Annotated in this window: 28 protein-coding genes and 2 pseudogenes; 18 read left to right on the forward strand and 12 right to left on the reverse strand. The window is 53.2% G+C overall.

Annotation, left to right across the window (positions count from 1 at the left end):
• Positions 1–73: 73 nt before the first annotated feature.
• The 3 genes from KIH39_RS15210 to KIH39_RS15220 all read right to left on the reverse strand — a co-directional run bounded on the left by KIH39_RS15210 (position 74) and on the right by KIH39_RS15220 (position 1,238).
• Positions 74–379: an indolepyruvate ferredoxin oxidoreductase subunit alpha gene (locus tag KIH39_RS15210; protein ID WP_213494085.1), complete on the reverse strand. Its 306-nt coding sequence runs from the start codon at positions 377–379 to the stop codon at positions 74–76.
• A gap of 266 nt (positions 380–645) precedes the next feature.
• Positions 646–1,059 (reverse strand): hypothetical protein, encoded by a 414-nt coding sequence (locus tag KIH39_RS15215; RefSeq protein ID WP_213494086.1) that lies wholly within the window; start codon positions 1,057–1,059, stop codon positions 646–648.
• On the reverse strand, positions 1,035–1,238 hold the full coding sequence (locus KIH39_RS15220; RefSeq protein ID WP_213494087.1) for a hypothetical protein: 204 nt from the start codon (positions 1,236–1,238) through the stop codon (positions 1,035–1,037). The genes KIH39_RS15215 and KIH39_RS15220 overlap by 25 nt, the downstream gene beginning before the upstream one ends.
• Positions 1,239–1,528: 290 nt before the next feature.
• Here KIH39_RS15220 and KIH39_RS15225 point away from each other — a divergent pair, with 290 nt between their 5' ends.
• The 3 genes from KIH39_RS15225 to KIH39_RS15235 all read left to right on the forward strand — a co-directional run bounded on the left by KIH39_RS15225 (position 1,529) and on the right by KIH39_RS15235 (position 4,624).
• The gene (locus KIH39_RS15225; RefSeq protein WP_213494088.1) at positions 1,529–3,355 is read left to right on the forward strand and encodes an SEL1-like repeat protein; all 1,827 of its coding nucleotides are present in this window, start codon (positions 1,529–1,531) and stop codon (positions 3,353–3,355) included.
• A gap of 164 nt (positions 3,356–3,519) precedes the next feature.
• Positions 3,520–4,023 (forward strand): hypothetical protein, encoded by a 504-nt coding sequence (locus tag KIH39_RS15230; protein WP_213494089.1) that lies wholly within the window; start codon positions 3,520–3,522, stop codon positions 4,021–4,023.
• 262 nt (positions 4,024–4,285) lie between these two features.
• A complete protein-coding gene (locus KIH39_RS15235) occupies positions 4,286–4,624 on the forward strand; it encodes a hypothetical protein (protein WP_213494090.1) in 339 nt (112 codons plus the stop codon).
• Positions 4,625–4,651: 27 nt separating this feature from the next.
• On the opposite strand, the gene KIH39_RS15240 is transcribed toward KIH39_RS15235, so the two are convergent.
• Positions 4,652–6,487 carry a beta strand repeat-containing protein gene (locus tag KIH39_RS15240; protein WP_213494091.1) on the reverse strand — a complete coding sequence of 612 codons (1,836 nt, stop codon included), beginning with the start codon at positions 6,485–6,487 and terminating at the stop codon, positions 4,652–4,654.
• Positions 6,488–6,735: 248 nt separating this feature from the next.
• Between KIH39_RS15240 and KIH39_RS15245 the strand changes: the two genes are divergently transcribed.
• Together KIH39_RS15245 and KIH39_RS15250 are read left to right on the forward strand one after the other, a co-directional pair.
• Entirely contained in the window at positions 6,736–8,076 is a 1,341-nt protein-coding gene (locus KIH39_RS15245; RefSeq protein ID WP_213494092.1) for an RNA polymerase sigma factor, read from the forward strand.
• A gap of 62 nt (positions 8,077–8,138) precedes the next feature.
• Positions 8,139–8,492, forward strand: coding sequence for an RNA polymerase sigma factor (locus tag KIH39_RS15250; RefSeq protein WP_213494093.1), 354 nt, complete (start codon positions 8,139–8,141; stop codon positions 8,490–8,492).
• A 115-nt stretch (positions 8,493–8,607) separates the two neighbouring features.
• Here KIH39_RS15250 and KIH39_RS15255 read toward each other — a convergent pair whose 3' ends face one another.
• Positions 8,608–8,973, reverse strand: coding sequence for a hypothetical protein (locus tag KIH39_RS15255; protein ID WP_213494094.1), 366 nt, complete (start codon positions 8,971–8,973; stop codon positions 8,608–8,610).
• Between the two features lie 203 nt (positions 8,974–9,176).
• Here KIH39_RS15255 and KIH39_RS15260 point away from each other — a divergent pair, with 203 nt between their 5' ends.
• The gene (locus KIH39_RS15260) at positions 9,177–10,034 is read left to right on the forward strand and encodes a dienelactone hydrolase family protein (RefSeq protein WP_213494095.1); all 858 of its coding nucleotides are present in this window, start codon (positions 9,177–9,179) and stop codon (positions 10,032–10,034) included.
• Positions 10,035–10,314: 280 nt separating this feature from the next.
• Here the strand turns inward: KIH39_RS15260 and KIH39_RS15265 are convergent, their stop codons facing one another.
• Positions 10,315–10,527, reverse strand: coding sequence for a hypothetical protein (locus tag KIH39_RS15265; RefSeq protein ID WP_213494096.1), 213 nt, complete (start codon positions 10,525–10,527; stop codon positions 10,315–10,317).
• A gap of 378 nt (positions 10,528–10,905) precedes the next feature.
• Positions 10,906–11,160: pseudogene (locus KIH39_RS15270) on the reverse strand (IS66 family transposase); the annotation flags it as partial.
• 463 nt (positions 11,161–11,623) lie between these two features.
• Here KIH39_RS15270 and KIH39_RS15275 point away from each other — a divergent pair.
• The 4 genes from KIH39_RS15275 to KIH39_RS15290 all read left to right on the forward strand — a co-directional run bounded on the left by KIH39_RS15275 (position 11,624) and on the right by KIH39_RS15290 (position 14,779).
• A complete protein-coding gene (locus KIH39_RS15275; protein ID WP_213494097.1) occupies positions 11,624–12,175 on the forward strand; it encodes a hypothetical protein in 552 nt (183 codons plus the stop codon).
• Between the two features lie 233 nt (positions 12,176–12,408).
• Positions 12,409–13,650: a DDE-type integrase/transposase/recombinase gene (locus KIH39_RS15280; RefSeq protein WP_213494098.1), complete on the forward strand. Its 1,242-nt coding sequence runs from the start codon at positions 12,409–12,411 to the stop codon at positions 13,648–13,650.
• Positions 13,647–14,447, forward strand: a complete 801-nt coding sequence (locus tag KIH39_RS15285; RefSeq protein WP_213494099.1) for an AAA family ATPase — start codon at positions 13,647–13,649, stop codon at positions 14,445–14,447. The genes KIH39_RS15280 and KIH39_RS15285 overlap by 4 nt, the downstream gene beginning before the upstream one ends.
• 26 nt (positions 14,448–14,473) lie before the next feature.
• Entirely contained in the window at positions 14,474–14,779 is a 306-nt protein-coding gene (locus KIH39_RS15290) for a hypothetical protein (RefSeq protein ID WP_213494100.1), read from the forward strand.
• A gap of 182 nt (positions 14,780–14,961) precedes the next feature.
• Here the strand turns inward: KIH39_RS15290 and KIH39_RS15295 are convergent, their stop codons facing one another.
• Positions 14,962–15,726: a helix-turn-helix domain-containing protein gene (locus KIH39_RS15295; protein WP_213494101.1), complete on the reverse strand. Its 765-nt coding sequence runs from the start codon at positions 15,724–15,726 to the stop codon at positions 14,962–14,964.
• A gap of 223 nt (positions 15,727–15,949) precedes the next feature.
• On the opposite strand from KIH39_RS15295, the gene KIH39_RS15300 reads away from it, so the two are divergent.
• Positions 15,950–16,363, forward strand: coding sequence for a toxin-antitoxin system YwqK family antitoxin (locus KIH39_RS15300; RefSeq protein ID WP_213494102.1), 414 nt, complete (start codon positions 15,950–15,952; stop codon positions 16,361–16,363).
• Positions 16,364–16,465: 102 nt separating this feature from the next.
• Positions 16,466–16,963, forward strand: a complete 498-nt coding sequence (locus KIH39_RS15305) for an endonuclease V (protein WP_213494103.1) — start codon at positions 16,466–16,468, stop codon at positions 16,961–16,963.
• A 215-nt stretch (positions 16,964–17,178) separates the two neighbouring features.
• Here KIH39_RS15305 and KIH39_RS15310 read toward each other — a convergent pair whose 3' ends face one another.
• The 4 genes from KIH39_RS15310 to KIH39_RS15325 all read right to left on the reverse strand — a co-directional run bounded on the left by KIH39_RS15310 (position 17,179) and on the right by KIH39_RS15325 (position 20,334).
• Positions 17,179–17,484 carry a hypothetical protein gene (locus KIH39_RS15310; RefSeq protein WP_213494100.1) on the reverse strand — a complete coding sequence of 102 codons (306 nt, stop codon included), beginning with the start codon at positions 17,482–17,484 and terminating at the stop codon, positions 17,179–17,181.
• Between the two features lie 26 nt (positions 17,485–17,510).
• Entirely contained in the window at positions 17,511–18,311 is an 801-nt protein-coding gene (locus KIH39_RS15315; protein ID WP_213494099.1) for an AAA family ATPase, read from the reverse strand.
• Positions 18,308–19,549, reverse strand: a complete 1,242-nt coding sequence (locus tag KIH39_RS15320) for a DDE-type integrase/transposase/recombinase (protein WP_213494098.1) — start codon at positions 19,547–19,549, stop codon at positions 18,308–18,310. The genes KIH39_RS15315 and KIH39_RS15320 overlap by 4 nt, the downstream gene beginning before the upstream one ends.
• A 233-nt stretch (positions 19,550–19,782) precedes the next feature.
• On the reverse strand, positions 19,783–20,334 hold the full coding sequence (locus tag KIH39_RS15325; RefSeq protein ID WP_213494104.1) for a hypothetical protein: 552 nt from the start codon (positions 20,332–20,334) through the stop codon (positions 19,783–19,785).
• A gap of 237 nt (positions 20,335–20,571) precedes the next feature.
• Here KIH39_RS15325 and KIH39_RS15330 point away from each other — a divergent pair.
• The 6 genes and pseudogenes from KIH39_RS15330 to KIH39_RS15355 all read left to right on the forward strand — a co-directional run.
• Positions 20,572–21,267, forward strand: a pseudogene (locus KIH39_RS15330) (transposase); the annotation flags it as partial.
• A gap of 403 nt (positions 21,268–21,670) precedes the next feature.
• Positions 21,671–22,222: a hypothetical protein gene (locus KIH39_RS15335; protein WP_213494097.1), complete on the forward strand. Its 552-nt coding sequence runs from the start codon at positions 21,671–21,673 to the stop codon at positions 22,220–22,222.
• Positions 22,223–22,455: 233 nt separating this feature from the next.
• Positions 22,456–23,697: a DDE-type integrase/transposase/recombinase gene (locus KIH39_RS15340; RefSeq protein WP_213494098.1), complete on the forward strand. Its 1,242-nt coding sequence runs from the start codon at positions 22,456–22,458 to the stop codon at positions 23,695–23,697.
• The gene (locus KIH39_RS15345) at positions 23,694–24,494 is read left to right on the forward strand and encodes an AAA family ATPase (RefSeq protein WP_213494099.1); all 801 of its coding nucleotides are present in this window, start codon (positions 23,694–23,696) and stop codon (positions 24,492–24,494) included. Before KIH39_RS15340 ends, KIH39_RS15345 begins: the two co-directional genes overlap by 4 nt.
• Before the next feature lie 26 nt (positions 24,495–24,520).
• Positions 24,521–24,826: a hypothetical protein gene (locus tag KIH39_RS15350; RefSeq protein ID WP_213494100.1), complete on the forward strand. Its 306-nt coding sequence runs from the start codon at positions 24,521–24,523 to the stop codon at positions 24,824–24,826.
• Positions 24,827–25,014: 188 nt separating this feature from the next.
• Positions 25,015–25,602 (forward strand): hypothetical protein, encoded by a 588-nt coding sequence (locus tag KIH39_RS15355; protein ID WP_213494106.1) that lies wholly within the window; start codon positions 25,015–25,017, stop codon positions 25,600–25,602.
• Positions 25,603–25,777 lie beyond the last annotated feature (175 nt).

The raw sequence follows: 25,777 nt of genomic DNA on the forward strand, positions 1-25,777 counted from the left end.
TGAAGCTGGGAACTCTCAATACAGAGCGGGCATTGGCGAACGAAGATTCATTTTCAAAATATGCAGAATTGTCTCATCCTATTTTCTTGCAGCCGGGGCCCTCCAGGGCGGGTTGCTTTTCCAGAATCAGACCATTACTCGCGAGGACTTTGCACCTATCGGCGTTCAACTGGATATAGCTTTGCCATTGGGCGGGCACATTGGACTCATAATAAATCGCTTCCACCGGACATTCTGGAATGCAAGCTTCGCAATCGATGCAATGTTCCGGATCGATGTAAAGCATCTTCTCGTCTTGATAAAAACACTCGCACGGGCAGACCACACAACAATCGGTGTACCTGCAATCGGTACAGGGAGCTGTCACCACATGAGCCATGAGAGCACTTCCTTTGTGAGTTTTAGCAGATCTCGGGACTGATCACCCGAATGGCAATTATGCGTTCGGGATCAGGCGAGCATTAGGAAGGGACAACCGCTGGATCGACAGGTTCGTCGATGACTTGACGAAGTTGAATATGAATTTTTGAAAGGGTATCTTGAGGAGTTCACTCAAGATTGTGGAGCCCAACAAGATCATTGGTGGTCTGTAGCGAGACACCTGTGATCCAATTGATATTACGCTGGGACACCGGAAAGCTCCTACTACTTCTTGTCTACCGGCAGCGGGTAGAGCTCTTTGAGAAGGGTGATGGACTCAGCTCTACGCTCCTTCTCGACCCCAGCGACTGCTTCCATAGATTGCAGAATGAGCCCCAATCCCATCTCTTCCTGCGTTTTTTTCAAAGAATCCAGCGTCTGAATCAACTTTTCCTGCTGCTCATTGATTTCAATCAGACTCTCGAGCTCTCGAATTGATTTCGAAAAAAGAATCCCCTGCTCGAACTTCCTTAACAATTTCTGGCGAGCATCCCATTCCTTTTCGCTCAACTCTTGAGGATTAGGCATGGCTTTATAGTCTCGCTCCAGATCCTTTCGCTTATCGCCCAACAACAGACCACTCGATTGGATCTGCCGCTCGGCAAGCTTCCGATCTAATCGAAGCAATCGTACGTACATACCCAAAACATATTTATTTTCTCGATCCTCACCCAGCTTTGCACCTCTCGGTAGTAGGGCTTGTTCAAATCATCATCCTCCAGCTTCTCCAACGGCGGTTCTTTCAGAACCTGCCCGGAAGAAGAGGCACTCAGAACAAGTGCCAACGCGACTGCGAGAATTCCAATGGGGCGGGACATGCGAAAGACCTCTAAATCTGGAGAGATCCAAGTTAGAAAACACTGCTGCATTGTAACGGGAATGGCTCTCCTGAGAAGTGAAAAATCGCTGAGTCAGAGACCTTCGCGCCATTTCAAATCTTCGCCCTCAGAAAAGATCTCAACCGGTAGCTCAAGAATTCTCAAAGCAACATTCAAGAAGCAACTTATGTCGGATCCCCGATTGATTAAAATAGACAAATTATCCTTGCAAATTGTTTTTTTATGCGACTAAAATGCACGAAAATTGATCCACCATTTCAGGTCTCGCCATGATCAGGATCTGTCTTCTCGCTTGCCTAGGACTTCTTTTTTCGTCCTTCTGGCTTTTCGCTCAACCCCAACCCGATGCCGCATCGCCAGCCCCGACGGATCCTTTCGAAGGGGAATTTCAAAAGTACCTCGTAAACCGCCAGGCCGCGGGGAACTCTGATCAATTCCTTGTTAAAAACGCTCCCCATCGATTCGGCGAATGGAAAACCGGCGCGGAAAATGGTTCTCGAATTGCTCAATATTTCTACGGCCTGTGTCTTCAAGGAGGTCATTCGACTGCGAAAGATCCAGATCGGGCCAAGATCTATTTGCAGAAAGCAGCCGACGCCGGTCTACCCCAGGCATTCACAGTATTGGGGTTAGTCGAGGCTCCTGGAGTGTCCTACGTTCAAGGTTTTTTCCGCTTCAGAAACGATCAGAAAAGCTACGAACGTTTCTGCAAAGCTGCGGATATGGGCGATACCGCAGCCATCTATTTCTCCGCCTTATACCAGCTTTACGGCTTCGGCTGCACAAAGAATGAGGAGACCGCTTTTAAACGAATAGTTGCGGCCGCCAACCTCGGGGAATCCAATGCCATGCTGCTGCTTGGCACGCTATATGGTAATGGAGTGTATGCGAAACAAGATTTCAATCGGGCCAATGATTGGATCCGAAAGGCCGCGGAGTTGGGCAACGGGAACGCGATGTTCTCGATGTGCATGAGTTACGAAAATGGCTACGGGGTACCGAAAGATAGCAAGGAAGCCGCCAAGTGGTGCCTCAAAGCCGCGGAATTAGGGAATATCGAGGCCGCCGGATATCTCGGCTGGATGTACGAAGTCGGAGAAGGCTTACCAGTAGATGTGAAACTGGCCTGGAAGTGGCACTTCCGGGCGGCGGAAGCGGGACATGTCGAAGCGATGTATGCCGTCGCGCGTTCTTACGATGAAGGGAACGGGGTTCAGCGAGATGGCAAAGAAGCTGTGAATTGGTGCCAAAAAGCGGCCCGTCTGGGAGATACCGACGCCATTGCAGTTTTAGGCGCCTGGCATCAAACTGGAAGAAATGATCTCCCTAAAGATTTCAAGTATGCCCGAATTCTCCTAGAGACAGCGGCCGCACGTGGAAGCGGCTTTGCGATGTGCTGCCTAGGAAATCTGTACTGCATTGGGCAAGGCGTAGAACGTAGCGATCGGGAAGCTCATAAATGGTATCTAAAGGCGGCACAGGCAAATTATTCTCCCATTTATTACTATCTCAGCCAGACCTATTTTTTTGCTCGCGGTATCGAGAAGAATTATCAAGAGTCTTTTCGGTGGTGCAAAAAATCGGTCGAAGCTGACAATCCCAATGCGATGATGTTTTTGGGTTACTTATATGAGAATGGCTTAGGAACGGAGAAAGATGATGCGGCCGCAGTCAAATGGTATCAGGCTGCGGCCGAAAAAAACGAATCGATGGCCATGCTTTATCTGGGGAAACGCTACTTCTACGGCAATGGAGTTAAGAAAGATGTGCAAGCTTCGATCAAGTGGCTCGAAAAGTCCTCAGATCTCAAAAATCCTTATAGCATGATTTCACTCGCCGATTATCACGAACAGGGTATCGGTGGCTTGAACGATGAAAAATTGGCCGAACGACTTCGCCGGGATGCGATAAAATTACTCAAACAACGTATCGGTGATGAAGACGATGACGCTATGGTCACTTTAGGACTGCTGTACTGGCAAGGACGAGGCGTCGAGCAAAATGTTAACGAAGCTTTTGCTCTTTTTCGGAAAGCGGCAAAGCTGGGCAACCAATATGCGCTCGATTACTTAATTTGGCTGGGTTTGGATAGTTAAAGTAGCATATTAAAGGTAAATATCGGGAACACCCCCCCGCAAACTCACCCCAGTTTCCCAAGCCCAAAACTTCTAAAAAAATTGGACTTTTGTTTTTGCGTCTGGAGGATGTGTGAAGTAAGAATTTTGTGAGTAGGTATATCAACGCTCACAGGTAATGCCTTATGATCACCGATTATTTAAACGGAACTTTTTTCGTCTATCGCGATGGTCAGGGATTCTCTGAAAAGGGAACCCTCCTCTCCAAGCTTTTAATATGCCCTAAGCATACCAATATAAACAATCACGATGTTGTTTTTGGCTCGGAAAAATCCGAAGAACGATTCGTGGTCGTCAGCAAAAAATTCATTCCTTCCCGGGATCCGCTCGTTCCGGGCTATTTCAAGTGCGAAATCGAGAATATCCGCACCTACGCCCGGCGACTCGCACGCGAGGCCCGGCGACAAATTCAACCGCCGGTTCGCCAGACCGTCAACGATCTGGGCAGCGATGTTCTGACACCCGCTAATCGCACCCTGACCACTCCGGAAATCAAGACTATTGACGCTCTCCAGGCCGCCATCGAGGCCTTGAAAATCGATCCCTCGGAAAAGGCTTTCATCTGGAAAAGAATCTCGGAACAGTCCGAGCACTTTCTCAATGCCTTCCACACCGCATTAAGCAGTTGACCGAGTTCTCCAGCCTCTTACCGAGAGCTCTAATTCTGTTCATTGCCCCGTAAGCAATCGGGCGGCAGCGTTCGCCTGTGTGATTGGATTCGATAAGCGGAGGGGCGGCTTTGAGAGCTTCCATAAATCCCCGTAATTCTGAGGTATAGATGAGTAGTAAAGACAATGACGGACGGCATTCTAACCGAAATTTTTGGGGATGCAAAACTACTAAATACGAAGGGCGATTGAATTTGATGGGTTTTCAGTGAAGTCTCTGCACTTGGCGGCCAAACTGATCAAATTTTGTGCAGGAAACCAATTCGGTAAGCTCCTTCCAGAAGCAATAAAACGAGAGATCGAACCTTCAATAGCTCGTGGTCATTCAATTGGTTGTGGATGCGGACAAGTTGACCTGCAAAGACAGCAAAACATTCCTGCCTTCTATACTCATCGCGACCATGCTGAAAAAAGAAATCAGGAAGGAATTATCCAAGGACAAAGCGGAATAGAGTTTTTCGTTCTGGGAAGCTGGGAGGAGAACCTTCCAGCTTACTCAAGAATAGGATGTTATGGTTATTTGGATTCGCTTAGATCTTTAGGCAAATCGAATTTGAGTTAATGCCCGGAGAACCGCCAAATTACAATTTCAGTTCGAAGCTTTCAGAAGCTTTCGTCGACGGAAACAGCCGAGGGCGCCCAGCAAACTTCCCCCCGCGAGGAGAACAGAAACCGGTTCAGGAACGGGAGTGACCGGAACCAACTCCACGTTGCTGCCGTTGGTGATAAATGTACCACCGGTAGTGAAGCCCGAGAAGGCAACGGACGAAAGGAACGTGGACAGCGAAGAGTTCGCGGAACTCGCACTGCTGTAGCCCGTGAAGATCAACTCTCCGGAAGTTCCCGAGGAGCCTGCCGAACCGGTCCAGCCGGTGATCGACAAGGCTCCCGAGCCCGTAACAGTAGTGAATGTCAAGGTGTGGGAGCCGGTACCCAATGCGATCGTGGAAGCAGCACTGACAGTCAAGGCCCCGAGATTGTCGCTAAAGCCCGCCGTGGCACCGCTACTCAGTGTTCCGCCGTTGAGAGTGAGCCCACCGGCCGAGGGGACGGCATTGGCAATACCCAACTGGAGTACACCCCCCGAGATGGTGGTTCCACCTGTGTAAGTATTTGCTTTGGTCAATATCAGAGTGCCGGTGTTACCCGAAGCCAGGTTCAAGGCGATGTTATTGGTACCGACCACCACCCCAGAGGTGCCACTGTTCACCAGACCGATAAGACCACCGAAGGTCGTGCTGGCCGAACCGTTGATGGTTAACGTGACCACGCTCGATTGCGAATTGGTAATACCGGTCGCCGCACCGATCACAGCTCCATTAGAGGTGTTGGTAGCGAGCGAAGCAATCGTAACCGAGTTTCCGTTGAGATCCAACGGTGCGATCCCGTTCGTGCTGGAAACGAAATTCCCGAAAACCAAGGCTGTGGTGGAAGGCAGGGCGGTGCTGGACCCCAGGAGCAGTGCACCAGAAGTACCGGTCAAGTCAATCACGGTTTTGCCTGTATAGGTATTGTTCCCCGACAGCAAAACTTCCCCGGCACCGCCCCCGGCCGTTAAGCTGTTGGTAATGTACACATCACCGCTACCAGAAATATTTCCGCTAATAATCAGGGCGTCGTTCGTCGCAAAGGAGCTTGCCGCGGCGGAGGGCTTGGTGGCACCAAAAGCGATCTGAAAACTGGACAGATTATTGGGATTCAGAACGAGATTATTCGCAATGGTGGAGTGCAAAACACCCGAAGTCGGCTTAGGTACTGTTAAGACCGTGCCGCTGGTGGCAATTGTGATCGCGCCTGTTCCGGTGATCGAATTGGCATTACCGAGGGTCAAAGTCAAATTTTCACCCGATAGCGTTAAACCGCTATTAAAGGTGTTCGCACCATTCAGCGTGTAAGTTACTGCGGTGGCGGCATTCCCCGAGGTTAATGCACTACCACTGAGGAAGGAAACCTGTCCGCCCCAGGTATTCGTTCCTCCCAGCACATACCCAATCGCAGTGACGGTAGAGCCGGAATTCGCGTTGAAGGTTACTGCACTGGCAGAGGACAAATTGAAGTTAATGGTCTCTGTTGCGGAAGTGCCCGATGAAACGTTTATGGAAAGGCTGGGAGTTCCAGTCAACGTCAGGGTACCCGTGCCGCTCAGTATGTATCCGGAGGTGGTAAAAACCAGTCCCGCGGCGGAGAGACTGCTATTCATCGTAACCGTACCGGCGGTTCCGCCGAAGGAAGCGATCGTACTATTCCAGGTTGTAGCCGTGCTGCCGTTGTACCAGTCGGCCGTGGAGCCATCCCACGTGCCGGATCCGCCGCCGCCACTTGCGCCCCATTGAAGCTGAGCAAAACTGGTTTGCGGTAACAGGAAAATCGCGGCGCTCGCACAGAACCCACGAATTAGGTTGAGGCGTTTAGATCGGAAAATCATGTTGAATGCTCAGGAATGAATTTAACGAAAAAGAAGAGGTGATAAAAGGATAGGAATTTCATGTCTGAGCTGAATGAAGTTGAAATGAAGAAGCAAAGATCTTACTGTGTGAAAATAATGAAGCCTCATTCGTTTGATTATAAAACCTTACCAGTTATATCTTTAATGTGGTTTGTATCGAACCTTGGAAGGAAATATTCTGGCGTTTGATTAAGTTATCACTTGCCAGGAGGTAATCGAATTATTCCTTGCGTGAAAAGGTGCGTTGCCGACATTATTACGGTATGACACCGGTCGCCAAATATCTTCGAACGCTCGTCCCCGAGTTTCACGCCCGAACTGACGGCGAACTCCTCACCGAGTTCCTGCTCCATCACGGCGAAGCACCCATTGTCGAGATTCTTCGCCGGCATGGAGATTGGATCTGGGCCACCTGCCGGCGCATGCTCAATCATGCTGACGCCGAAGACGCTTTCCAAGCTACTTTCCTGATCCTGACCCAAAGAGCTAGAAAACTGCAGCACTCCGCGAATATCGGACCCTGGCTGCACCGCGTCGCTTTCCTCACCGCCAGAAACCTGCAGCGAAAACGCAAACACACGCCACTTTCTGAATCGATTCCCATTATTCAGCCGATCACCGATCTACAAATCGACCTCGATGAAGCCATCTGCTCCCTGCCGGAAAAATATCGGATTGCTATAGTTCTCTGTCATTTGCAAGGGTTTACTCGACCTGAAGCCTCCAAGCTACTCCAGATCTCCGAAAGAACACTTTCAGATCACCTCGCTCAAGGCTTAAAGAAACTGCGTATTCGCCTGGAAGACTATCAGCAGAATCAAGATGCCCTGCCCGATCAACTTTCGTCCAAAACAACCCGGCTACTCGTGGCTTTCCCCACGGCCTCCGCGCTCGCGGCCGTCTCCCCAACCGTGCTTTCCCTGACCCATGGAGTTCTCAAAATGTACTTCCTCAAAAAAATCGCCTTCGCCGGACTGCTGCTGGCTCTCTTCGGCACCGGCACTATCCTCACCGTCCACGCCAGGCAGGGAGATCAGAAACAAACGAAAGAGACACCGAATGAGGAAAAGTCGACCGCAAATAGTAAGGGAGAACTGGCGGCAACCCCTTATACGACTCCCTTCGAGAAAATAGTTGGAGGACAGGAAAGTGCAGAGAAAGTTCCTACTGCGGACGAAGAGGCGGAGAAGTCGAATTCGAAAAAACTTTTCCAGGATTCCGACACGGAATACGTAAAACTTTTGAAGTTACGGCTCGAGTGTGAAGCAAAGCATGTGGAATTGCTTTTTTCAAGGGTTCAGCTTGGGAAAGATCCGATTATTGTAATCGCCGCATCAAAGCAGCTTTGTGAAACAGGCATCGAACTCGAAGAATCCTTGAACAGCAAAAATAGAACCAGCAACATTGTGAGGCACTATGAGGCATGGATCCGAAGAAACTATGAGTTAGAACGGCTAAGTAAAGTGTTAGTTGAGGCAGGTCTGCATAATGAGAAAGAGTACTTGCAAGCAAAATCAGCGCGTCTGGAAGCCCAGATAGCGCTTGAGAAATTCAAGAGCCGGAACTGAGAGAAAACTAGCCTGCTTTTCACGCTTCGAAAAAGCATAGAGATCAAAAACTTCAAATTCACTTGCGCGAAACGGTCGGCTGCCGACATTATTACGGTATGACACCGGTCGCCAAATATCTCCGAACGCTCGTCCCCGAGTTTCACGCCCGAACTGACGGCGAACTGCTCACCGAGTTCCTGCTCCATCACGGCGAAGCACCCATTGTCGAGATTCTTCGCCGGCATGGAGATTGGATCTGGGCCACCTGCCGGCGCATGCTCAATCATGCCGATGCCGAAGATGCTTTCCAGGCTACTTTCCTGATCCTGACCCAAAGAGCTAGAAAACTGCAGCACTCCGCGAATATCGGCCCCTGGTTGCATCGTGTCGCTTTCCTCATAGTAGCAAAAAATCCCAGACCGATTCCGGGCTAGCCCCCAATCAAGCCAATCAAAGCTCTTTTCCCCCGACTATGTCGGACCCGAGAAAAGTTATTCATCGAAATGCCCTTTAGGGCAAAGATTAGGGGGTGTGGATATCCGTGGAAATTTACATTGGTTGATAGTCTTGGTTGGATGTGTCGTGAGATTGATCCGATTCCTGTTTCGGCACTCGATACACCCTATTGATCACCCGTGCTACGACGGCGCAAATCAAAACAATGCCACCCTCAATCACCATCCCTTCCCAATTGTTGGGATCTTTGAATAGAGGGTTCTGACGTTTTGCTGGGAACATTCCCAGAAAATAGAGTGTCAGTAAGCTCAGCGGAATCGGAAGCAAGCAGATCAGGCCGCCGATACGGGCGGGCCAACCCGAAACCGTGTGAACGGATCTTTTATTCGTGAGAATCTTGCCGGTGAACAAGGAATACAAACCCATAATAAGAAGCGCGACTTCGGCACCAAGAATCATGGTTACCTATCCCCGATTCATTCGTAGGAAGCGTTAACGCGAAACTGCCAATGGAATGTTTTATAGCATATCACACCTCGCTTGGAAAAAGCAAAATTCAACTCAATTCGAACTTCACTCTGACAAGCCCTTATCCGCTTGCCTCCTCGCCCCCTCCCAACGACAATTGCCTTATCGCCCGCACTTGAAGGAGTCTTCGAACTATGTCAGAAGAAAATACGGGCTTGACCCTACCCATGAATCGACGGCAGTTTGCCATGACCACGCTGGCCGCCGGATTCGCTCTATCGACTCAGCCGGTCGCCGCTGAGACGATCACGACCGATTCCGCGGGCCTCACTGCGGGCGAAGTCAAAATTCCAGTGAAAGACGGCACCATTCCCGCCTATCGGGCCCTACCGGAAAAAGGCGGCCCCTTCCCCACCATTCTGGTAGTCCAGGAAATCTTCGGAGTTCACGAACACATCAAGGACGTCTGCCGACGGCTGGCTAAACTCGGCTATCTGGCTATCGCGGCGGAAATGTATGCCCGACAAGGGGATGTCTCCAAATTGCAGATGCAGGATATCATCAGCAAAGTGGTGTCAAAAGTTCCCGATGCTCAGGTGATGAGCGATCTGGATGCCGCCGTCGATTGGGCGAAAAAAAACAACGGCGACACTTCCAAACTCGGTATCACCGGGTTCTGCTGGGGAGGCCGGATCGTTTGGCTGTATGCCGCCCACAATCCGAATCTCAAGGCGGGAGTGGCCTGGTACGGCCGTTTGGTCGGCGCAGGAAAAGCGAACGAATTGCAGCCGAAGCATCCGATCGATCTGGTGACCGAGCTGAAAGCGCCGGTGCTCGGCCTTTATGGAGAAAAGGACACGGGAATTCCCGTTAAGGATGTCGAGTCGATGAAAGCGGCCCTGAAAAAAGCCGATAAACCCTGCGAATTCGTGGTCTATCCCGATGCGCCGCATGCTTTCTTTGCGGACTATCGGCCGAGCTACCGCAAGGAACCGGCCGAGGATGGCTGGAAACGCCTGCAGGAATGGTTCAAGAAAAACGGCGTGGTGTGAGTGAAATGAATCTGTTTAAAGTCTTAAACTGAGACCGTGTACAAATGCGGTCTCACTCCTCCTGAGGATCGTGGCAATCCAGGCCAAACTCCTCTGCGATGGAACGTAGATAGGCGACGAATTCCGCAGCGTGCGATGGAGTAAATTGGGCGATCGACCTCACCGGTTTTAGGTTGAGGAATCTCAGCAAATGATCCGTTGCAGATCGGTAACGATTGATCGTATTGATCGTATTGATCGAGGATCGGGAAATCTGTTCGTGATGTTCGAGCGATTGCTGTCAGGCTTTTTCGATCGAGATACTTTCAAAGCTCAACTCGGCGGGTGTTCCGACATCCAACTGCGAGTTGATTTGCGAAGCGAGTGGGCGGGCGGCATTCCGGTCCGGACCGACCCGAGGGCGGTGCCGTCGCCCTTGTTCGTTGTAACAGAGATACCAAATTTTGCCGCGACGATACCCTCGAACTTTACCAATGCGGAACTCATTCGACATGCGTGCCTCAGAGATTTCTCCCGCCACAAAACGCCCCAAAAACCGCCACAAATGGGATTTTTTGAAGACACTTCAAAAACGTAAGTTATTATTGGATATTGACTTACGTCAACCAAAGAAATGAAAATACGGAGAGGGGGGGAGACTCTGAGCCGATTTTTTCATTTCCGTCCGTTTGTTGCAACTGATTGAATAATAACGAGTTATAGCGATATGTCAAGAGCCGATAAAACCTGAAAATCGCCATTCTCGAGGTACAAAACGCCACAAAAACGCCACAAATATTTGTCTAAATTTTCGCTATTCAGATTCGCGTAAAATATCGAGCGTTTCCCTTCAGCTCCTGGAAGACCCAGAGATCGGTTTGTAGGTAATAACTCACGCCCTGGCCAAGAGAGAAGGGGCTTTCTCTTTGGCAAAGTGAGCTTGGACGGCTTGAGTCATCCAGGCGAATGAATTCCGTCTCTGCTGTCGACAGGTTTCGATCACGGTCAGCATTCGTTCAACGAACCGACTCCCTTGAGCCGATTGGGTTCCAAAGCATAACTTCCGCCAAATGACCGCGGGCCGCAAAGCCCGCTCGGCGGCATTATTGGTGGGCTCTACTCCTTCGACATCGACGAACGTCCAAAGCCGAGCCCGGTATTACCAGAGTTCGGAGCAAAAGCCACGCAGCTTCGGATCGAATTATCCTCGCAAGAGCAAGGGGTGTCCTTTACCGCGGTTTGATCGCACTTTGGAATTCGAATCGCCGAATAGTTATTGAATTGCCAGTCGTCGATTACGCTGCGAATTTGGTAAGGGAATTGACCTGTTAAGTCGGTTTTTCCCCGCCGTCTTTGATCGGTGATAAATCGTACCTCGCTCCTACCCCTGTCCTTTACCGCGGTTTGATCGCACTTTGGAATTAGAATAGCCGAATAGTTATTGAATTGCCAGTCGTCGCTTACGCTGCGAATTTGGTAAGGGAATTGACTTGTTAAGTCGGTTTTTCCCCGCCGTCTTTGATCGGTGATAAATCGTACCTCGCTCTACCCCGCCTCGTGTCTGTACAATTTTCCTTTTCCATTTTGCTGAGGCTCACTCCTTGGGCGAGGTGCGGTTTTACCGCAGCGAGGAGGAATGGAGTTCGATCGCTGAACGGCTCAAACAGACCCACTGTCCGCACTGCAAAGTGGTCGGCACGCTGATTCAGCACGGCTTTTTGTTCGGCTATGACGAACGCAACCCCCAGCGAAGAGCCCGGCGTGCCCGGCGGATCTTCTGCAGCAATCGCAATTCCCGTCGCGGTTGCGGGCGGACTTTCAGCATCTGGCTCGCCGACAAAATCCGACGCTTGAGCCTTACCAGCAGCACTTTGTGGCGCTTCCTCCAACTCGCCGTATTTGGCAGTATCGCCGCATCAATCCGTGCCATCGACTGTCATCTGAGCGACCGAACCTTGCAGCGGATTTGGAAACGCTTCGATCTGAGCCAATGCCCGATTCGGACGGCCCTGTTGAATCAGCGTCCACCTCCAGAACTCGTAGTTGAACGCTCGCGTTGGCCGGCTCGGGCCCAAGTACTCGCCCATCTTCAAACCGCCTTTCCCGACGCCGATTGTCCGATCGCCGCCTTCCAACAGGCAATCCAGATTTTCTTCCTGTAAATCTGACCCGATGCATAAAAGCCGATAACCGTTGACATATTTGCGTCGCATACACGTCGATTACCAACCCCGGTTACCCAATTCGGATCGCGCTACGTCGCCGCCGGCGCGCTCCCCAAATTCAAAAATAGCCGACAACGCATGATGTCGTAGTGACTCTCTTTGGTTTTTGATTCAATCTCCCGAGTCTGGCACCGCCCTGCCAGCACTTTCCCCAATCCGGAGAACTCTCCATGAAGCAACCTTCGGTCTATTTGAAGATGCGGGTCCTCGGTGCTGTCGACACCGTCGAAGGGCGAACCCGGCATGAACGCGTTCACAATGTCGCCGCCATGACCTTCCTCGACGAACAGGGCAACTCGCGTCAGTTCACCTGGCGGACCATTCAGACCTGGTTCTACCGTTACAAAAACCACGGCATCACCGGTATGACTCCTCAGCCACGCAAGGACAAGGGACAAGTCCGCAAGGCCACGCCCGAGGAACTGCTCGAAGCCATTAACGCCGCCCAGCCCCACTTCCACAACAAACGCTCCAACAAGCGAGCGATCTATCGCTTCTGTATCGAACGGGGGTTCCTGCAAGCCGACCGCATTGCTCAAACCACTTTTTACCGCTTCATCCGAGAATACGATCTGCTCGCTCCCGTAGACAACGACAACAAGAAACGACTGGCCTTCAGCATGAAATTCGCCAACCAACTCTGGCAGGCGGACACCATGTTCGGACCATACGTGGACACCGGTACGTCCGCCGGCTCACGCAAGCAAGCCAAGCTCATCGCCTTCATCGACGACGCCAGCCGCGTCCTCTGCCACGGCGAATTCTTCTTCGAAGAAAACGTCGATACCCTCGTGCAGGCCATCCGGGCCGCCTTCTACAAACGCGGCGTCCCCGAACAACTGCTGGTCGACAACGGTTCCATCTATTGCTCCCAGGAGTTTACACTCATCTGTGCCCGCGTCGGCTGCCTCTTGCGACATACCGCTGTCCGGGATGCCGCCGCCAAGGGGAAGATCGAACGCTTTTTCCGCCGCGTTCGCGACCAGTTCCTCTTGCAAAAACTCGACCTTTCTTCCCTTCAAGCCCTCAATCGCCAGTTCACTCTCTGGGTCGAAAGCGACTACAACGCCAGCGAGCACGACGCCATCGGCATGAAACCGATCGACCGCTTCGGCATCGACTTGGCTCGCATTCGATTCTTGTCGCCTTCCGAACACAACGACGAACTCTTCTTCGCCGAGGCCACCCGGAAAGTCAAAAAAGACAATACCTTTAGCTTCTGCAACCGACGTTACGAAACTCCCGTCGATCTGCACGACAAACAAATCCAACTCCGCTACGACCGACAACGCGATGACATCGACATCTCCTCTACCACCGTCGTCATTTATTACAAAGGCCAACGCATGGGCACCGCTCGACTCCTGGATGCCGTTGCCAACGGGCTCCAACGCCGAAAGGAACAGCCATGATCCGCTCCTTCTTCGGACTCTCGCACAATCCCTTCGACGCACGCGAATTCAAACTCCTGCCGCAGCAGCAAGAAATTCACGACACCCTCAAGGTCCATTGCCAGCAGGGTGGACTCTGCCTGGTTCTCGGCGTTCCCGGCACCGGCAAGAGCTTCATCAAGCAATCCCTTCAGCGGCTTCCCGAAAACCAGCACCTGGTCGCCACCGTGGGCCGCACCTTGCACACCTATACCAACTCCGTCAAAATACTCTGCGATGCCTTCCGCATCGACTTCGAAAGCTCTGCCTTCAAGTGCGAACGCCGACTCATCGAACAAGCCTTCAGCCTCAACCATGCGGGCAAGTCGGTCACCACCATTCTCGACGACGCTCACCTCATGGATATGGCCTGTCTGCGAAAGTTGCGGCTGCTCTTCGAAGACTTCCCCAAAAACCACAACCTCATCCTCATCGGCCAACCCAGCCTGCTCGCCAACCTCGACCTCGGCGTCAACCAGGACATCAAAAGCCGAGTCACTTACTCCGTCATCGCCAAACGGCTCGGACCCGATTTACTGCGCGACTTCCTTCTCCGGGAACTCGATCGCATCGGACTCGGCCACAATACTTTTACGCAACCCGCCGTCGATCTCATCGTCCGCGCCGCCGACGGCATCCTGCGTAAAGCCCGCAATCTCTGCGTCGGCTGCCTCATCGAAGCCGTTCGATCCGCCAATAAAACCGTGGACATCGACAACGTCAACCGCGTCCTCCTGCAACCCCACTGGCAAAAAGAATCCGACCTCGCCGATTACTGATTCTCAGCGCCCCCGTCGGAGAAACGATGATCCAACCCGATCTACTACGCCGCATTCGCAACGATTTGCCCATGCCCGTCACCATCGCCACGCTGGGAACCGATGGGCCACCTTCGAAAATGAGCGAAGGCTACTTCCGCTTCCTCTGCCCCAACTGCGGCGAAATGCGGGCTACCGTCAACCCACGCAACAACCTCGCCCACTGCTTCGACTGCCAAAAAAACTTCAACAACATCGACCTCTTGCTCACCCTCGATTACGACTTCCTCACCGCCGTCGATTTACTCGAACGCTGGCTCAACGAATATCGAACCCGACAAGCCAAAAAGTAATCAGTCGCAGGAAGCCCGTTACTCTACGAACCTCTGCTGCTCGCGGCGAACGGCAGCGCCTCGTGCCGGACTACGCCGGCCCATCGCAACACCCCGGTCTCGGTCATCAGACCGCTCCAATATTCCCCGGTATTCGGCAAAACACCCTTCAAAATGCCAAAATCCCTACAGCTTTAATTCGGCTACAAATGCGACCAGAATTCGGTTCGGGACACCTGATTCGGACGGGCCCGCTCGAAGGACCGCACCTTGTCCGGATGCCCTCGCGTCGGAGCCTGCTCCAGTTGATAACCGGCTTCATGCAGCACCCGGGCCACCGCCGAAGCACTCGCCGGTAAAGCCGGACCTCGCAATAGCATGTCGCTAATCCGCTGACACCCCCATTCCGGATTCGATTTTTTGAGCATCAGGATTGTACGCTTGGTCAACTCGTGAACGCGGCTGCCCGGAGGTTTGCCCCGCGGCTGATCCAACAATCCGGCCGGGCCAGAAATTTCAAACCGCTTCTTCCATGCGTAAAGCGTGTGTTTCGAGACGCCTACCAAAGGAGCAAAATCGCCGGCGGGCAAGCCGCTCCGCTGCCAGGTATCCAGCAACAAAATCCGCTGTTCCGCCGTCATCGCCGGCACGGGTTCGGTCGATTTTTTCACCAAACGCCGTCCCTTAACAGGTCCCCGACCCGATAACCTCGAGTGGAATTCCCTACGCTTCGAAAGGCTGGCTTCTACCTCGGAATCCACGGAATCCGATAAATCCAGACCCGCATCGGGAAAGGACTCCGAAGTGGGGCGGGCTCCGCGTCGCTCCCCTTCGCTGCGCTCAGGGGCGCTCGGCTCCGCCCGCCCCACTTCGGCAGCCGCGGACTGCGGGTCCCTATCCTCCGTCGGACCAGCTCTCGGTTGTTCTTCTCTTTTCTCCGCAAATGCATTCTGGTTGAATTCATCCATATAGCCTCTCTTCTGGCGGTATTCCCGCCTAAGAAAGAGAAGGTAATTCCTATAGCGATTTAAACGGCTAAACCGGTAGATATTTCAGGAAAGGGGACACTGGATGAGTTCTCCATGTACAATGTGTCGCTCTGGAACAACCGACTTGGAACTCCAGTGCCAAGATGTGATAATTGCAAGTTCTTGACTGATGGCGTACAAGTTTTGTCAGGAAAGTGATCCAATGATTCGAGTAAATACGGACCTGATCGAGTTTACGGACGACTACGTTTATTTGCTGGATGGCAAGCCATTCACAGGTGTTGGGTACGAAACCGATGATGATGGTGTAATTAGATTAGAGATCGAGTTTCAAAGCGGCATGCAGCATGGAATAACAAGAGAATTTTACCCGACTGGGCAGCTCAAGCGAGAGGCCCAATACCAGCAAAACACTCTCGATGGAATAGTGATTGAATGGGATGAAACTGGCGTCTTGGAACGTGAAGAAGCATACGAAAGAGGAGTGTGCTTGAGAAGGAAAGCAAGAGATTTAACTGGTCAACTAAGCGTGTGCTACGAGTTAAACGAGAACGATCCGCTATTTAGCACCCTTCAACTGCTCCGTAGAGTCACGTTTAATTCGCCTCCCAAATGAATGGAATTTTAAATCCTGTCGTTCAGTGAAGAATCCCCCTCGATCAATGAGCGATGCAAGCCTATTTTTTTTCATGCCTTTGATTCAAGCGACGGAGACGACATGATTGCTGCTCTCGATGTACACTACGATGAGGTTACAGCATCCGCTTTTGCGGCCGCAGTCGTATTCCAAACCTGGAAAGATGAGAAGCCTCTTCGAGAATACACTGTTCGCTGCAGTGACATTGCTGAATACATCCCGGGGCAGTTTTTTCAAAGGGAATTGCCGTGTCTAAATGCTATTCTATCCCTTGTCGAAGAGCCAATAGATATTGTCGTAATCGACGGTTATGTTTCGCTCGGCGATAAGCCTGGATTAGGAATGTATCTCTGGGAATCCTTGCAGAAGAATAAGGTGGTCGTTGGAGTAGCAAAAACTCGGTATCATTCTGCATCTGCGATTGAACTATCTCGAGGGGGGAGCAAATCGCCACTGTTCGTGACTGCGGTTGGAATGGAAGCAACGGATGCAGCGGCCAAGATCGCCTCCATGGCTGGGCAGCACCGCTTTCCGATTCTATTAAAAAGAGTCGATCGATTAGCTAGAGAGGTAAGCTAGATGTCCCGAACCGAATTCTGGTCGCATTTGTAGCCGAATTAAAGCTGTAGGGATTTTGGCATTTTGAAGGGTGTTTTGCCGAATTCCAGGGAATTTTGGAGCGGTCTGATGACCGAGACCGGGGTGTTGCGATGGGCCGGCGTAGTCCGGCACGAGGCGCTGCCGTTCGCCGCGAGCAGCAGAGGTTCGTAGAGGAACGGGCTTCCTGCGACTGATTACTTTTTGGCTTGTCGGGTTCGATATTCGTTGAGCCAGCGTTCGAGTAAATCGACGGCGGTGAGGAAGTCGTAATCGAGGGTGAGCAAGAGGTCGATGTTGTTGAAGTTTTTTTGGCAGTCGAAGCAGTGGGCGAGGTTGTTGCGTGGGTTGACGGTAGCCCGCATTTCGCCGCAGTTGGGGCAGAGGAAGCGGAAGTAGCCTTCGCTCATTTTCGAAGGTGGCCCATCGGTTCCCAGCGTGGCGATGGTGACGGGCATGGGCAAATCGTTGCGAATGCGGCGTAGTAGATCGGGTTGGATCATCGTTTCTCCGACGGGGGCGCTGAGAATCAGTAATCGGCGAGGTCGGATTCTTTTTGCCAGTGGGGTTGCAGGAGGACGCGGTTGACGTTGTCGATGTCCACGGTTTTATTGGCGGATCGAACGGCTTCGATGAGGCAGCCGACGCAGAGATTGCGGGCTTTACGCAGGATGCCGTCGGCGGCGCGGACGATGAGATCGACGGCGGGTTGCGTAAAAGTATTGTGGCCGAGTCCGATGCGATCGAGTTCCCGGAGAAGGAAGTCGCGCAGTAAATCGGGTCCGAGCCGTTTGGCGATGACGGAGTAAGTGACTCGGCTTTTGATGTCCTGGTTGACGCCGAGGTCGAGGTTGGCGAGCAGGCTGGGTTGGCCGATGAGGATGAGGTTGTGGTTTTTGGGGAAGTCTTCGAAGAGCAGCCGCAACTTTCGCAGACAGGCCATATCCATGAGGTGAGCGTCGTCGAGAATGGTGGTGACCGACTTGCCCGCATGGTTGAGGCTGAAGGCTTGTTCGATGAGTCGGCGTTCGCACTTGAAGGCAGAGCTTTCGAAGTCGATGCGGAAGGCATCGCAGAGTATTTTGACGGAGTTGGTATAGGTGTGCAAGGTGCGGCCCACGGTGGCGACCAGGTGCTGGTTTTCGGGAAGCCGCTGAAGGGATTGCTTGATGAAGCTCTTGCCGGTGCCGGGAACGCCGAGAACCAGGCAGAGTCCACCCTGCTGGCAATGGACCTTGAGGGTGTCGTGAATTTCTTGCTGCTGCGGCAGGAGTTTGAATTCGCGTGCGTCGAAGGGATTGTGCGAGAGTCCGAAGAAGGAGCGGATCATGGCTGTTCCTTTCGGCGTTGGAGCCCGTTGGCAACGGCATCCAGGAGTCGAGCGGTGCCCATGCGTTGGCCTTTGTAATAAATGACGACGGTGGTAGAGGAGATGTCGATGTCATCGCGTTGTCGGTCGTAGCGGAGTTGGATTTGTTTGTCGTGCAGATCGACGGGAGTTTCGTAACGTCGGTTGCAGAAGCTAAAGGTATTGTCTTTTTTGACTTTCCGGGTGGCCTCGGCGAAGAAGAGTTCGTCGTTGTGTTCGGAAGGCGACAAGAATCGAATGCGAGCCAAGTCGATGCCGAAGCGGTCGATCGGTTTCATGCCGATGGCGTCGTGCTCGCTGGCGTTGTAGTCGCTTTCGACCCAGAGAGTGAACTGGCGATTGAGGGCTTGAAGGGAAGAAAGGTCGAGTTTTTGCAAGAGGAACTGGTCGCGAACGCGGCGGAAAAAGCGTTCGATCTTCCCCTTGGCGGCGGCATCCCGGACAGCGGTATGTCGCAAGAGGCAGCCGACGCGGGCACAGATGAGTGTAAACTCCTGGGAGCAATAGATGGAACCGTTGTCGACCAGCAGTTGTTCGGGGACGCCGCGTTTGTAGAAGGCGGCCCGGATGGCCTGCACGAGGGTATCGACGTTTTCTTCGAAGAAGAATTCGCCGTGGCAGAGGACGCGGCTGGCGTCGTCGATGAAGGCGATGAGCTTGGCTTGCTTGCGTGAGCCGGCGGACGTACCGGTGTCCACGTATGGTCCGAACATGGTGTCCGCCTGCCAGAGTTGGTTGGCGAATTTCATGCTGAAGGCCAGTCGTTTCTTGTTGTCGTTGTCTACGGGAGCGAGCAGATCGTATTCTCGGATGAAGCGGTAAAAAGTGGTTTGAGCAATGCGGTCGGCTTGCAGGAACCCCCGTTCGATACAGAAGCGATAGATCGCTCGCTTGTTGGAGCGTTTGTTGTGGAAGTGGGGCTGGGCGGCGTTAATGGCTTCGAGCAGTTCCTCGGGCGTGGCCTTGCGGACTTGTCCCTTGTCCTTGCGTGGCTGAGGAGTCATACCGGTGATGCCGTGGTTTTTGTAACGGTAGAACCAGGTCTGAATGGTCCGCCAGGTGAACTGACGCGAGTTGCCCTGTTCGTCGAGGAAGGTCATGGCGGCGACATTGTGAACGCGTTCATGCCGGGTTCGCCCTTCGACGGTGTCGACAGCACCGAGGACCCGCATCTTCAAATAGACCGAAGGTTGCTTCATGGAGAGTTCTCCGGATTGGGGAAAGTGCTGGCAGGGCGGTGCCAGACTCGGGAGATTGAATCAAAAACCAAAGAGAGTCACTACGACATCATGCGTTGTCGGCTATTTTTGAATTTGGGGAGCGCGCCGGCGGCGACGTAGCGCGATCCGAATTGGGTAACCGGGGTTGGTAATCGACGTGTATGCGACGCAAATATGTCAACGGTTATCGGCTTTTATGCATCGGGTCAGATTTACAGGAAGAAAATCTGGATTGCCTGTTGGAAGGCGGCGATCGGACAATCGGCGTCGGGAAAGGCGGTTTGAAGATGGGCGAGTACTTGGGCCCGAGCCGGCCAACGCGAGCGTTCAACTACGAGTTCTGGAGGTGGACGCTGATTCAACAGGGCCGTCCGAATCGGGCATTGGCTCAGATCGAAGCGTTTCCAAATCCGCTGCAAGGTTCGGTCGCTCAGATGACAGTCGATGGCACGGATTGATGCGGCGATACTGCCAAATACGGCGAGTTGGAGGAAGCGCCACAAAGTGCTGCTGGTAAGGCTCAAGCGTCGGATTTTGTCGGCGAGCCAGATGCTGAAAGTCCGCCCGCAACCCCGACGGGAATTGCGATTGCTGCAGAAGATCCGCCGGGCACGCCGGGCTCTTCGCTGGGGGTTGCGTTCGTCATAGCCGAACAAAGAGCCGTGCTGAATCAGCGTGCCGACCACTTTGCAGTGCGGACAGTGGGTCTGTTTGAGCCGTTCAGCGATCGAACTCCATTCCTCCTCGCTGCGGTAAAACCGCACCTCGCCCAAGGAGTGAGCCTCAGCAAAATGGAAAAGGAAAATTGTACAGACACGAGGCGGGGTAGAGCGAGGTACGATTTATCACCGATCAAAGACGGCGGGGAAAAACCGACTTAACATTAACAAGTCAATTCCCTTACCAAATTCGCAGCGTAATCGACGACTGGCAATTCAATAACTATTCGGCGATTCGAATTCCAAAGTGCGATCAAACCGCGGTAAAGGACAAATCAGTTATGGCAAACTGATCTTTTCACATTTGTGTTAAAACGTCAGAATCGGCGCGTTCATTTGGTCGGGTTCATGGACGATCACAGTCGGTTTTTGGTCGGCTACGGCTTGCATGCGAGCCAGTCATCGGCTTTGGTGCTGGAGGTCTTGCGAGCTTCCATGGCTTCTTATGGAACGCCGGAGGAGATTCTCACCGACAACGGTACGCAGTATGTGACCTGGCGGGGTAAAAGTGCCTTCTCGAAGGAACTCGAAAAACGGGGCATTCGACAGGTAGTAGCGTCTCCGCGTCATCCGCAGACTTTGGGTAAGATCGAGCGGTTCTGGGGAACCTTGTGGCGTGAGTGCATCGAGAGTGCAATCTTCATCGACATGGGGGATGCTCAGCGTCGGATTGGGTTATTCATAGACCATTACAACTTCCAGAGGCCCCATCAGGGGATCGATGGTCTGGTGCCCGCGGACCGTTACTTCGGGGCGGCCTCGGAAGTGCGTCGGAGTCTTCAAACTCGGGTAGCCGCGAATGCCTTGGAGCTGGCTCGAAACGGGATTCCGAAGCAGCCGTTTTATCTGACCGGCCAGGTGGGAGGTCAGCCCTTCAGCGTCCATGCGGAAGGGGAACGGATGATCTTGACCCGGCCCGAAGGAGAACGGCGGGAGATAGATGTCCTTTACCGCGGTTTGATCGCACTTTGGAATTAGAATAGCCGAATAGTTATTGAATTGCCAGTCGTCGCTTACGCTGCGAATTTGGTAAGGGAATTGACCTGTTAAGTCGGTTTTTCCCCGCCGTCTTTGATCGGTGATAAATCGTACCTCGCTCTACCCCGCCTCGTGTCTGTACAATTTTCCTTTTCCATTTTGCTGAGGCTCACTCCTTGGGTGTCCTTTACCGCGGTTTGATCGCACTTTGGAATTAGAATAGCCGAATAGTTATTGAATTGCCAGTCGTCGCTTACGCTGCGAATTTGGTAAGGGAATTGACTTGTTAAGTCGGTTTTTCCCCGCCGTCTTTGATCGGTGATAAATCGTACCTCGCTCTACCCCGCCTCGTGTCTGTACAATTTTCCTTTTCCATTTTGCTGAGGCTCACTCCTTGGGCGAGGTGCGGTTTTACCGCAGCGAGGAGGAATGGAGTTCGATCGCTGAACGGCTCAAACAGACCCACTGTCCGCACTGCAAAGTGGTCGGCACGCTGATTCAGCACGGCTTTTTGTTCGGCTATGACGAACGCAACCCCCAGCGAAGAGCCCGGCGTGCCCGGCGGATCTTCTGCAGCAATCGCAATTCCCGTCGCGGTTGCGGGCGGACTTTCAGCATCTGGCTCGCCGACAAAATCCGACGCTTGAGCCTTACCAGCAGCACTTTGTGGCGCTTCCTCCAACTCGCCGTATTTGGCAGTATCGCCGCATCAATCCGTGCCATCGACTGTCATCTGAGCGACCGAACCTTGCAGCGGATTTGGAAACGCTTCGATCTGAGCCAATGCCCGATTCGGACGGCCCTGTTGAATCAGCGTCCACCTCCAGAACTCGTAGTTGAACGCTCGCGTTGGCCGGCTCGGGCCCAAGTACTCGCCCATCTTCAAACCGCCTTTCCCGACGCCGATTGTCCGATCGCCGCCTTCCAACAGGCAATCCAGATTTTCTTCCTGTAAATCTGACCCGATGCATAAAAGCCGATAACCGTTGACATATTTGCGTCGCATACACGTCGATTACCAACCCCGGTTACCCAATTCGGATCGCGCTACGTCGCCGCCGGCGCGCTCCCCAAATTCAAAAATAGCCGACAACGCATGATGTCGTAGTGACTCTCTTTGGTTTTTGATTCAATCTCCCGAGTCTGGCACCGCCCTGCCAGCACTTTCCCCAATCCGGAGAACTCTCCATGAAGCAACCTTCGGTCTATTTGAAGATGCGGGTCCTCGGTGCTGTCGACACCGTCGAAGGGCGAACCCGGCATGAACGCGTTCACAATGTCGCCGCCATGACCTTCCTCGACGAACAGGGCAACTCGCGTCAGTTCACCTGGCGGACCATTCAGACCTGGTTCTACCGTTACAAAAACCACGGCATCACCGGTATGACTCCTCAGCCACGCAAGGACAAGGGACAAGTCCGCAAGGCCACGCCCGAGGAACTGCTCGAAGCCATTAACGCCGCCCAGCCCCACTTCCACAACAAACGCTCCAACAAGCGAGCGATCTATCGCTTCTGTATCGAACGGGGGTTCCTGCAAGCCGACCGCATTGCTCAAACCACTTTTTACCGCTTCATCCGAGAATACGATCTGCTCGCTCCCGTAGACAACGACAACAAGAAACGACTGGCCTTCAGCATGAAATTCGCCAACCAACTCTGGCAGGCGGACACCATGTTCGGACCATACGTGGACACCGGTACGTCCGCCGGCTCACGCAAGCAAGCCAAGCTCATCGCCTTCATCGACGACGCCAGCCGCGTCCTCTGCCACGGCGAATTCTTCTTCGAAGAAAACGTCGATACCCTCGTGCAGGCCATCCGGGCCGCCTTCTACAAACGCGGCGTCCCCGAACAACTGCTGGTCGACAACGGTTCCATCTATTGCTCCCAGGAGTTTACACTCATCTGTGCCCGCGTCGGCTGCCTCTTGCGACATACCGCTGTCCGGGATGCCGCCGCCAAGGGGAAGATCGAACGCTTTTTCCGCCGCGTTCGCGACCAGTTCCTCTTGCAAAAACTCGACCTTTCTTCCCTTCAAGCCCTCAATCGCCAGTTCACTCTCTGGGTCGAAAGCGACTACAACGCCAGCGAGCACGACGCCATCGGCATGAAACCGATCGACCGCTTCGGCATCGACTTGGCTCGCATTCGATTCTTGTCGCCTTCCGAACACAACGACGAACTCTTCTTCGCCGAGGCCACCCGGAAAGTCAAAAAAGACAATACCTTTAGCTTCTGCAACCGACGTTACGAAACTCCCGTCGATCTGCACGACAAACAAATCCAACTCCGCTACGACCGACAACGCGATGACATCGACATCTCCTCTACCACCGTCGTCATTTATTACAAAGGCCAACGCATGGGCACCGCTCGACTCCTGGATGCCGTTGCCAACGGGCTCCAACGCCGAAAGGAACAGCCATGATCCGCTCCTTCTTCGGACTCTCGCACAATCCCTTCGACGCACGCGAATTCAAACTCCTGCCGCAGCAGCAAGAAATTCACGACACCCTCAAGGTCCATTGCCAGCAGGGTGGACTCTGCCTGGTTCTCGGCGTTCCCGGCACCGGCAAGAGCTTCATCAAGCAATCCCTTCAGCGGCTTCCCGAAAACCAGCACCTGGTCGCCACCGTGGGCCGCACCTTGCACACCTATACCAACTCCGTCAAAATACTCTGCGATGCCTTCCGCATCGACTTCGAAAGCTCTGCCTTCAAGTGCGAACGCCGACTCATCGAACAAGCCTTCAGCCTCAACCATGCGGGCAAGTCGGTCACCACCATTCTCGACGACGCTCACCTCATGGATATGGCCTGTCTGCGAAAGTTGCGGCTGCTCTTCGAAGACTTCCCCAAAAACCACAACCTCATCCTCATCGGCCAACCCAGCCTGCTCGCCAACCTCGACCTCGGCGTCAACCAGGACATCAAAAGCCGAGTCACTTACTCCGTCATCGCCAAACGGCTCGGACCCGATTTACTGCGCGACTTCCTTCTCCGGGAACTCGATCGCATCGGACTCGGCCACAATACTTTTACGCAACCCGCCGTCGATCTCATCGTCCGCGCCGCCGACGGCATCCTGCGTAAAGCCCGCAATCTCTGCGTCGGCTGCCTCATCGAAGCCGTTCGATCCGCCAATAAAACCGTGGACATCGACAACGTCAACCGCGTCCTCCTGCAACCCCACTGGCAAAAAGAATCCGACCTCGCCGATTACTGATTCTCAGCGCCCCCGTCGGAGAAACGATGATCCAACCCGATCTACTACGCCGCATTCGCAACGATTTGCCCATGCCCGTCACCATCGCCACGCTGGGAACCGATGGGCCACCTTCGAAAATGAGCGAAGGCTACTTCCGCTTCCTCTGCCCCAACTGCGGCGAAATGCGGGCTACCGTCAACCCACGCAACAACCTCGCCCACTGCTTCGACTGCCAAAAAAACTTCAACAACATCGACCTCTTGCTCACCCTCGATTACGACTTCCTCACCGCCGTCGATTTACTCGAACGCTGGCTCAACGAATATCGAACCCGACAAGCCAAAAAGTAATCAGTCGCAGGAAGCCCGTTACTCTACGAACCTCTGCTGCTCGCGGCGAACGGCAGCGCCTCGTGCCGGACTACGCCGGCCCATCGCAACACCCCGGTCTCGGTCATCAGACCGCTCCAATATTCCCCGGTATTCGGCAAAACACCCTTCAAAATGCCAAAATCCCTACAGCTTTAATTCGGCTACAAATGCGACCAGAATTCGGTTCGGGACACTTGGGCGAGGTGCGGTTTTACCGCAGCGAGGAGGAATGGAGTTCGATCGCTGAACGGCTCAAACAGACCCACTGTCCGCACTGCAAAGTGGTCGGCACGCTGATTCAGCACGGCTTTTTGTTCGGCTATGACGAACGCAACCCCCAGCGAAGAGCCCGGCGTGCCCGGCGGATCTTCTGCAGCAATCGCAATTCCCGTCGCGGTTGCGGGCGGACTTTCAGCATCTGGCTCGCCGACAAAATCCGACGCTTGAGCCTTACCAGCAGCACTTTGTGGCGCTTCCTCCAACTCGCCGTATTTGGCAGTATCGCCGCATCAATCCGTGCCATCGACTGTCATCTGAGCGACCGAACCTTGCAGCGGATTTGGAAACGCTTCGATCTGAGCCAATGCCCGATTCGGACGGCCCTGTTGAATCAGCGTCCACCTCCAGAACTCGTAGTTGAACGCTCGCGTTGGCCGGCTCGGGCCCAAGTACTCGCCCATCTTCAAACCGCCTTTCCCGACGCCGATTGTCCGATCGCCGCCTTCCAACAGGCAATCCAGATTTTCTTCCTATAAATCTGACCCGATGCATAAAAGCCGATAACCGTTGACATATTTGCGTCGCATACACGTCGATTACCAACCCCGGTTACCCAATTCGGATCGCGCTACGTCGCCGCCGGCGCGTTCCCCAAATTCAAAAATAGCCGACAACGCATGATGTCGTAGTGACTCTCTTTGGTTTTTGATT

It is taken from the genome of Telmatocola sphagniphila, from assembly GCF_018398935.1.
Taxonomy (GTDB): Bacteria; Planctomycetota; Planctomycetia; order Gemmatales; family Gemmataceae; genus Telmatocola; species Telmatocola sphagniphila.

What these genes read in the sequence shown, in the direction of transcription:
- KIH39_RS15295 (WP_213494101.1), bottom strand. Translation starts at nt 15,726, where the DNA reads ATGGATGAATTCAACCAGAATGCATTTGCGGAGAAAAGAGAAGAACAA.
- KIH39_RS15320 (WP_213494098.1), bottom strand. Translation starts at nt 19,549, where the DNA reads ATGAAGCAACCTTCGGTCTATTTGAAGATGCGGGTCCTCGGTGCTGTC.
- KIH39_RS15355 (WP_213494106.1), top strand. Translation starts at nt 25,015, where the DNA reads ATGCGACCAGAATTCGGTTCGGGACACTTGGGCGAGGTGCGGTTTTAC.
- KIH39_RS15210 (WP_213494085.1), bottom strand. Translation starts at nt 379, where the DNA reads ATGGCTCATGTGGTGACAGCTCCCTGTACCGATTGCAGGTACACCGAT.
- KIH39_RS15265 (WP_213494096.1), bottom strand. Translation starts at nt 10,527, where the DNA reads ATGTCGAATGAGTTCCGCATTGGTAAAGTTCGAGGGTATCGTCGCGGC.
- KIH39_RS15240 (WP_213494091.1), bottom strand. Translation starts at nt 6,487, where the DNA reads ATGATTTTCCGATCTAAACGCCTCAACCTAATTCGTGGGTTCTGTGCG.
- KIH39_RS15220 (WP_213494087.1), bottom strand. Translation starts at nt 1,238, where the DNA reads ATGTCCCGCCCCATTGGAATTCTCGCAGTCGCGTTGGCACTTGTTCTG.
- KIH39_RS15315 (WP_213494099.1), bottom strand. Translation starts at nt 18,311, where the DNA reads ATGATCCGCTCCTTCTTCGGACTCTCGCACAATCCCTTCGACGCACGC.
- KIH39_RS15350 (WP_213494100.1), top strand. Translation starts at nt 24,521, where the DNA reads ATGATCCAACCCGATCTACTACGCCGCATTCGCAACGATTTGCCCATG.
- KIH39_RS15290 (WP_213494100.1), top strand. Translation starts at nt 14,474, where the DNA reads ATGATCCAACCCGATCTACTACGCCGCATTCGCAACGATTTGCCCATG.
- KIH39_RS15255 (WP_213494094.1), bottom strand. Translation starts at nt 8,973, where the DNA reads ATGATTCTTGGTGCCGAAGTCGCGCTTCTTATTATGGGTTTGTATTCC.
- KIH39_RS15215 (WP_213494086.1), bottom strand. Translation starts at nt 1,059, where the DNA reads ATGTACGTACGATTGCTTCGATTAGATCGGAAGCTTGCCGAGCGGCAG.
- KIH39_RS15345 (WP_213494099.1), top strand. Translation starts at nt 23,694, where the DNA reads ATGATCCGCTCCTTCTTCGGACTCTCGCACAATCCCTTCGACGCACGC.
- KIH39_RS15300 (WP_213494102.1), top strand. Translation starts at nt 15,950, where the DNA reads ATGATTCGAGTAAATACGGACCTGATCGAGTTTACGGACGACTACGTT.
- KIH39_RS15305 (WP_213494103.1), top strand. Translation starts at nt 16,466, where the DNA reads ATGATTGCTGCTCTCGATGTACACTACGATGAGGTTACAGCATCCGCT.
- KIH39_RS15225 (WP_213494088.1), top strand. Translation starts at nt 1,529, where the DNA reads ATGATCAGGATCTGTCTTCTCGCTTGCCTAGGACTTCTTTTTTCGTCC.
- KIH39_RS15285 (WP_213494099.1), top strand. Translation starts at nt 13,647, where the DNA reads ATGATCCGCTCCTTCTTCGGACTCTCGCACAATCCCTTCGACGCACGC.
- KIH39_RS15230 (WP_213494089.1), top strand. Translation starts at nt 3,520, where the DNA reads ATGATCACCGATTATTTAAACGGAACTTTTTTCGTCTATCGCGATGGT.
- KIH39_RS15280 (WP_213494098.1), top strand. Translation starts at nt 12,409, where the DNA reads ATGAAGCAACCTTCGGTCTATTTGAAGATGCGGGTCCTCGGTGCTGTC.
- KIH39_RS15260 (WP_213494095.1), top strand. Translation starts at nt 9,177, where the DNA reads ATGTCAGAAGAAAATACGGGCTTGACCCTACCCATGAATCGACGGCAG.
- KIH39_RS15310 (WP_213494100.1), bottom strand. Translation starts at nt 17,484, where the DNA reads ATGATCCAACCCGATCTACTACGCCGCATTCGCAACGATTTGCCCATG.
- KIH39_RS15340 (WP_213494098.1), top strand. Translation starts at nt 22,456, where the DNA reads ATGAAGCAACCTTCGGTCTATTTGAAGATGCGGGTCCTCGGTGCTGTC.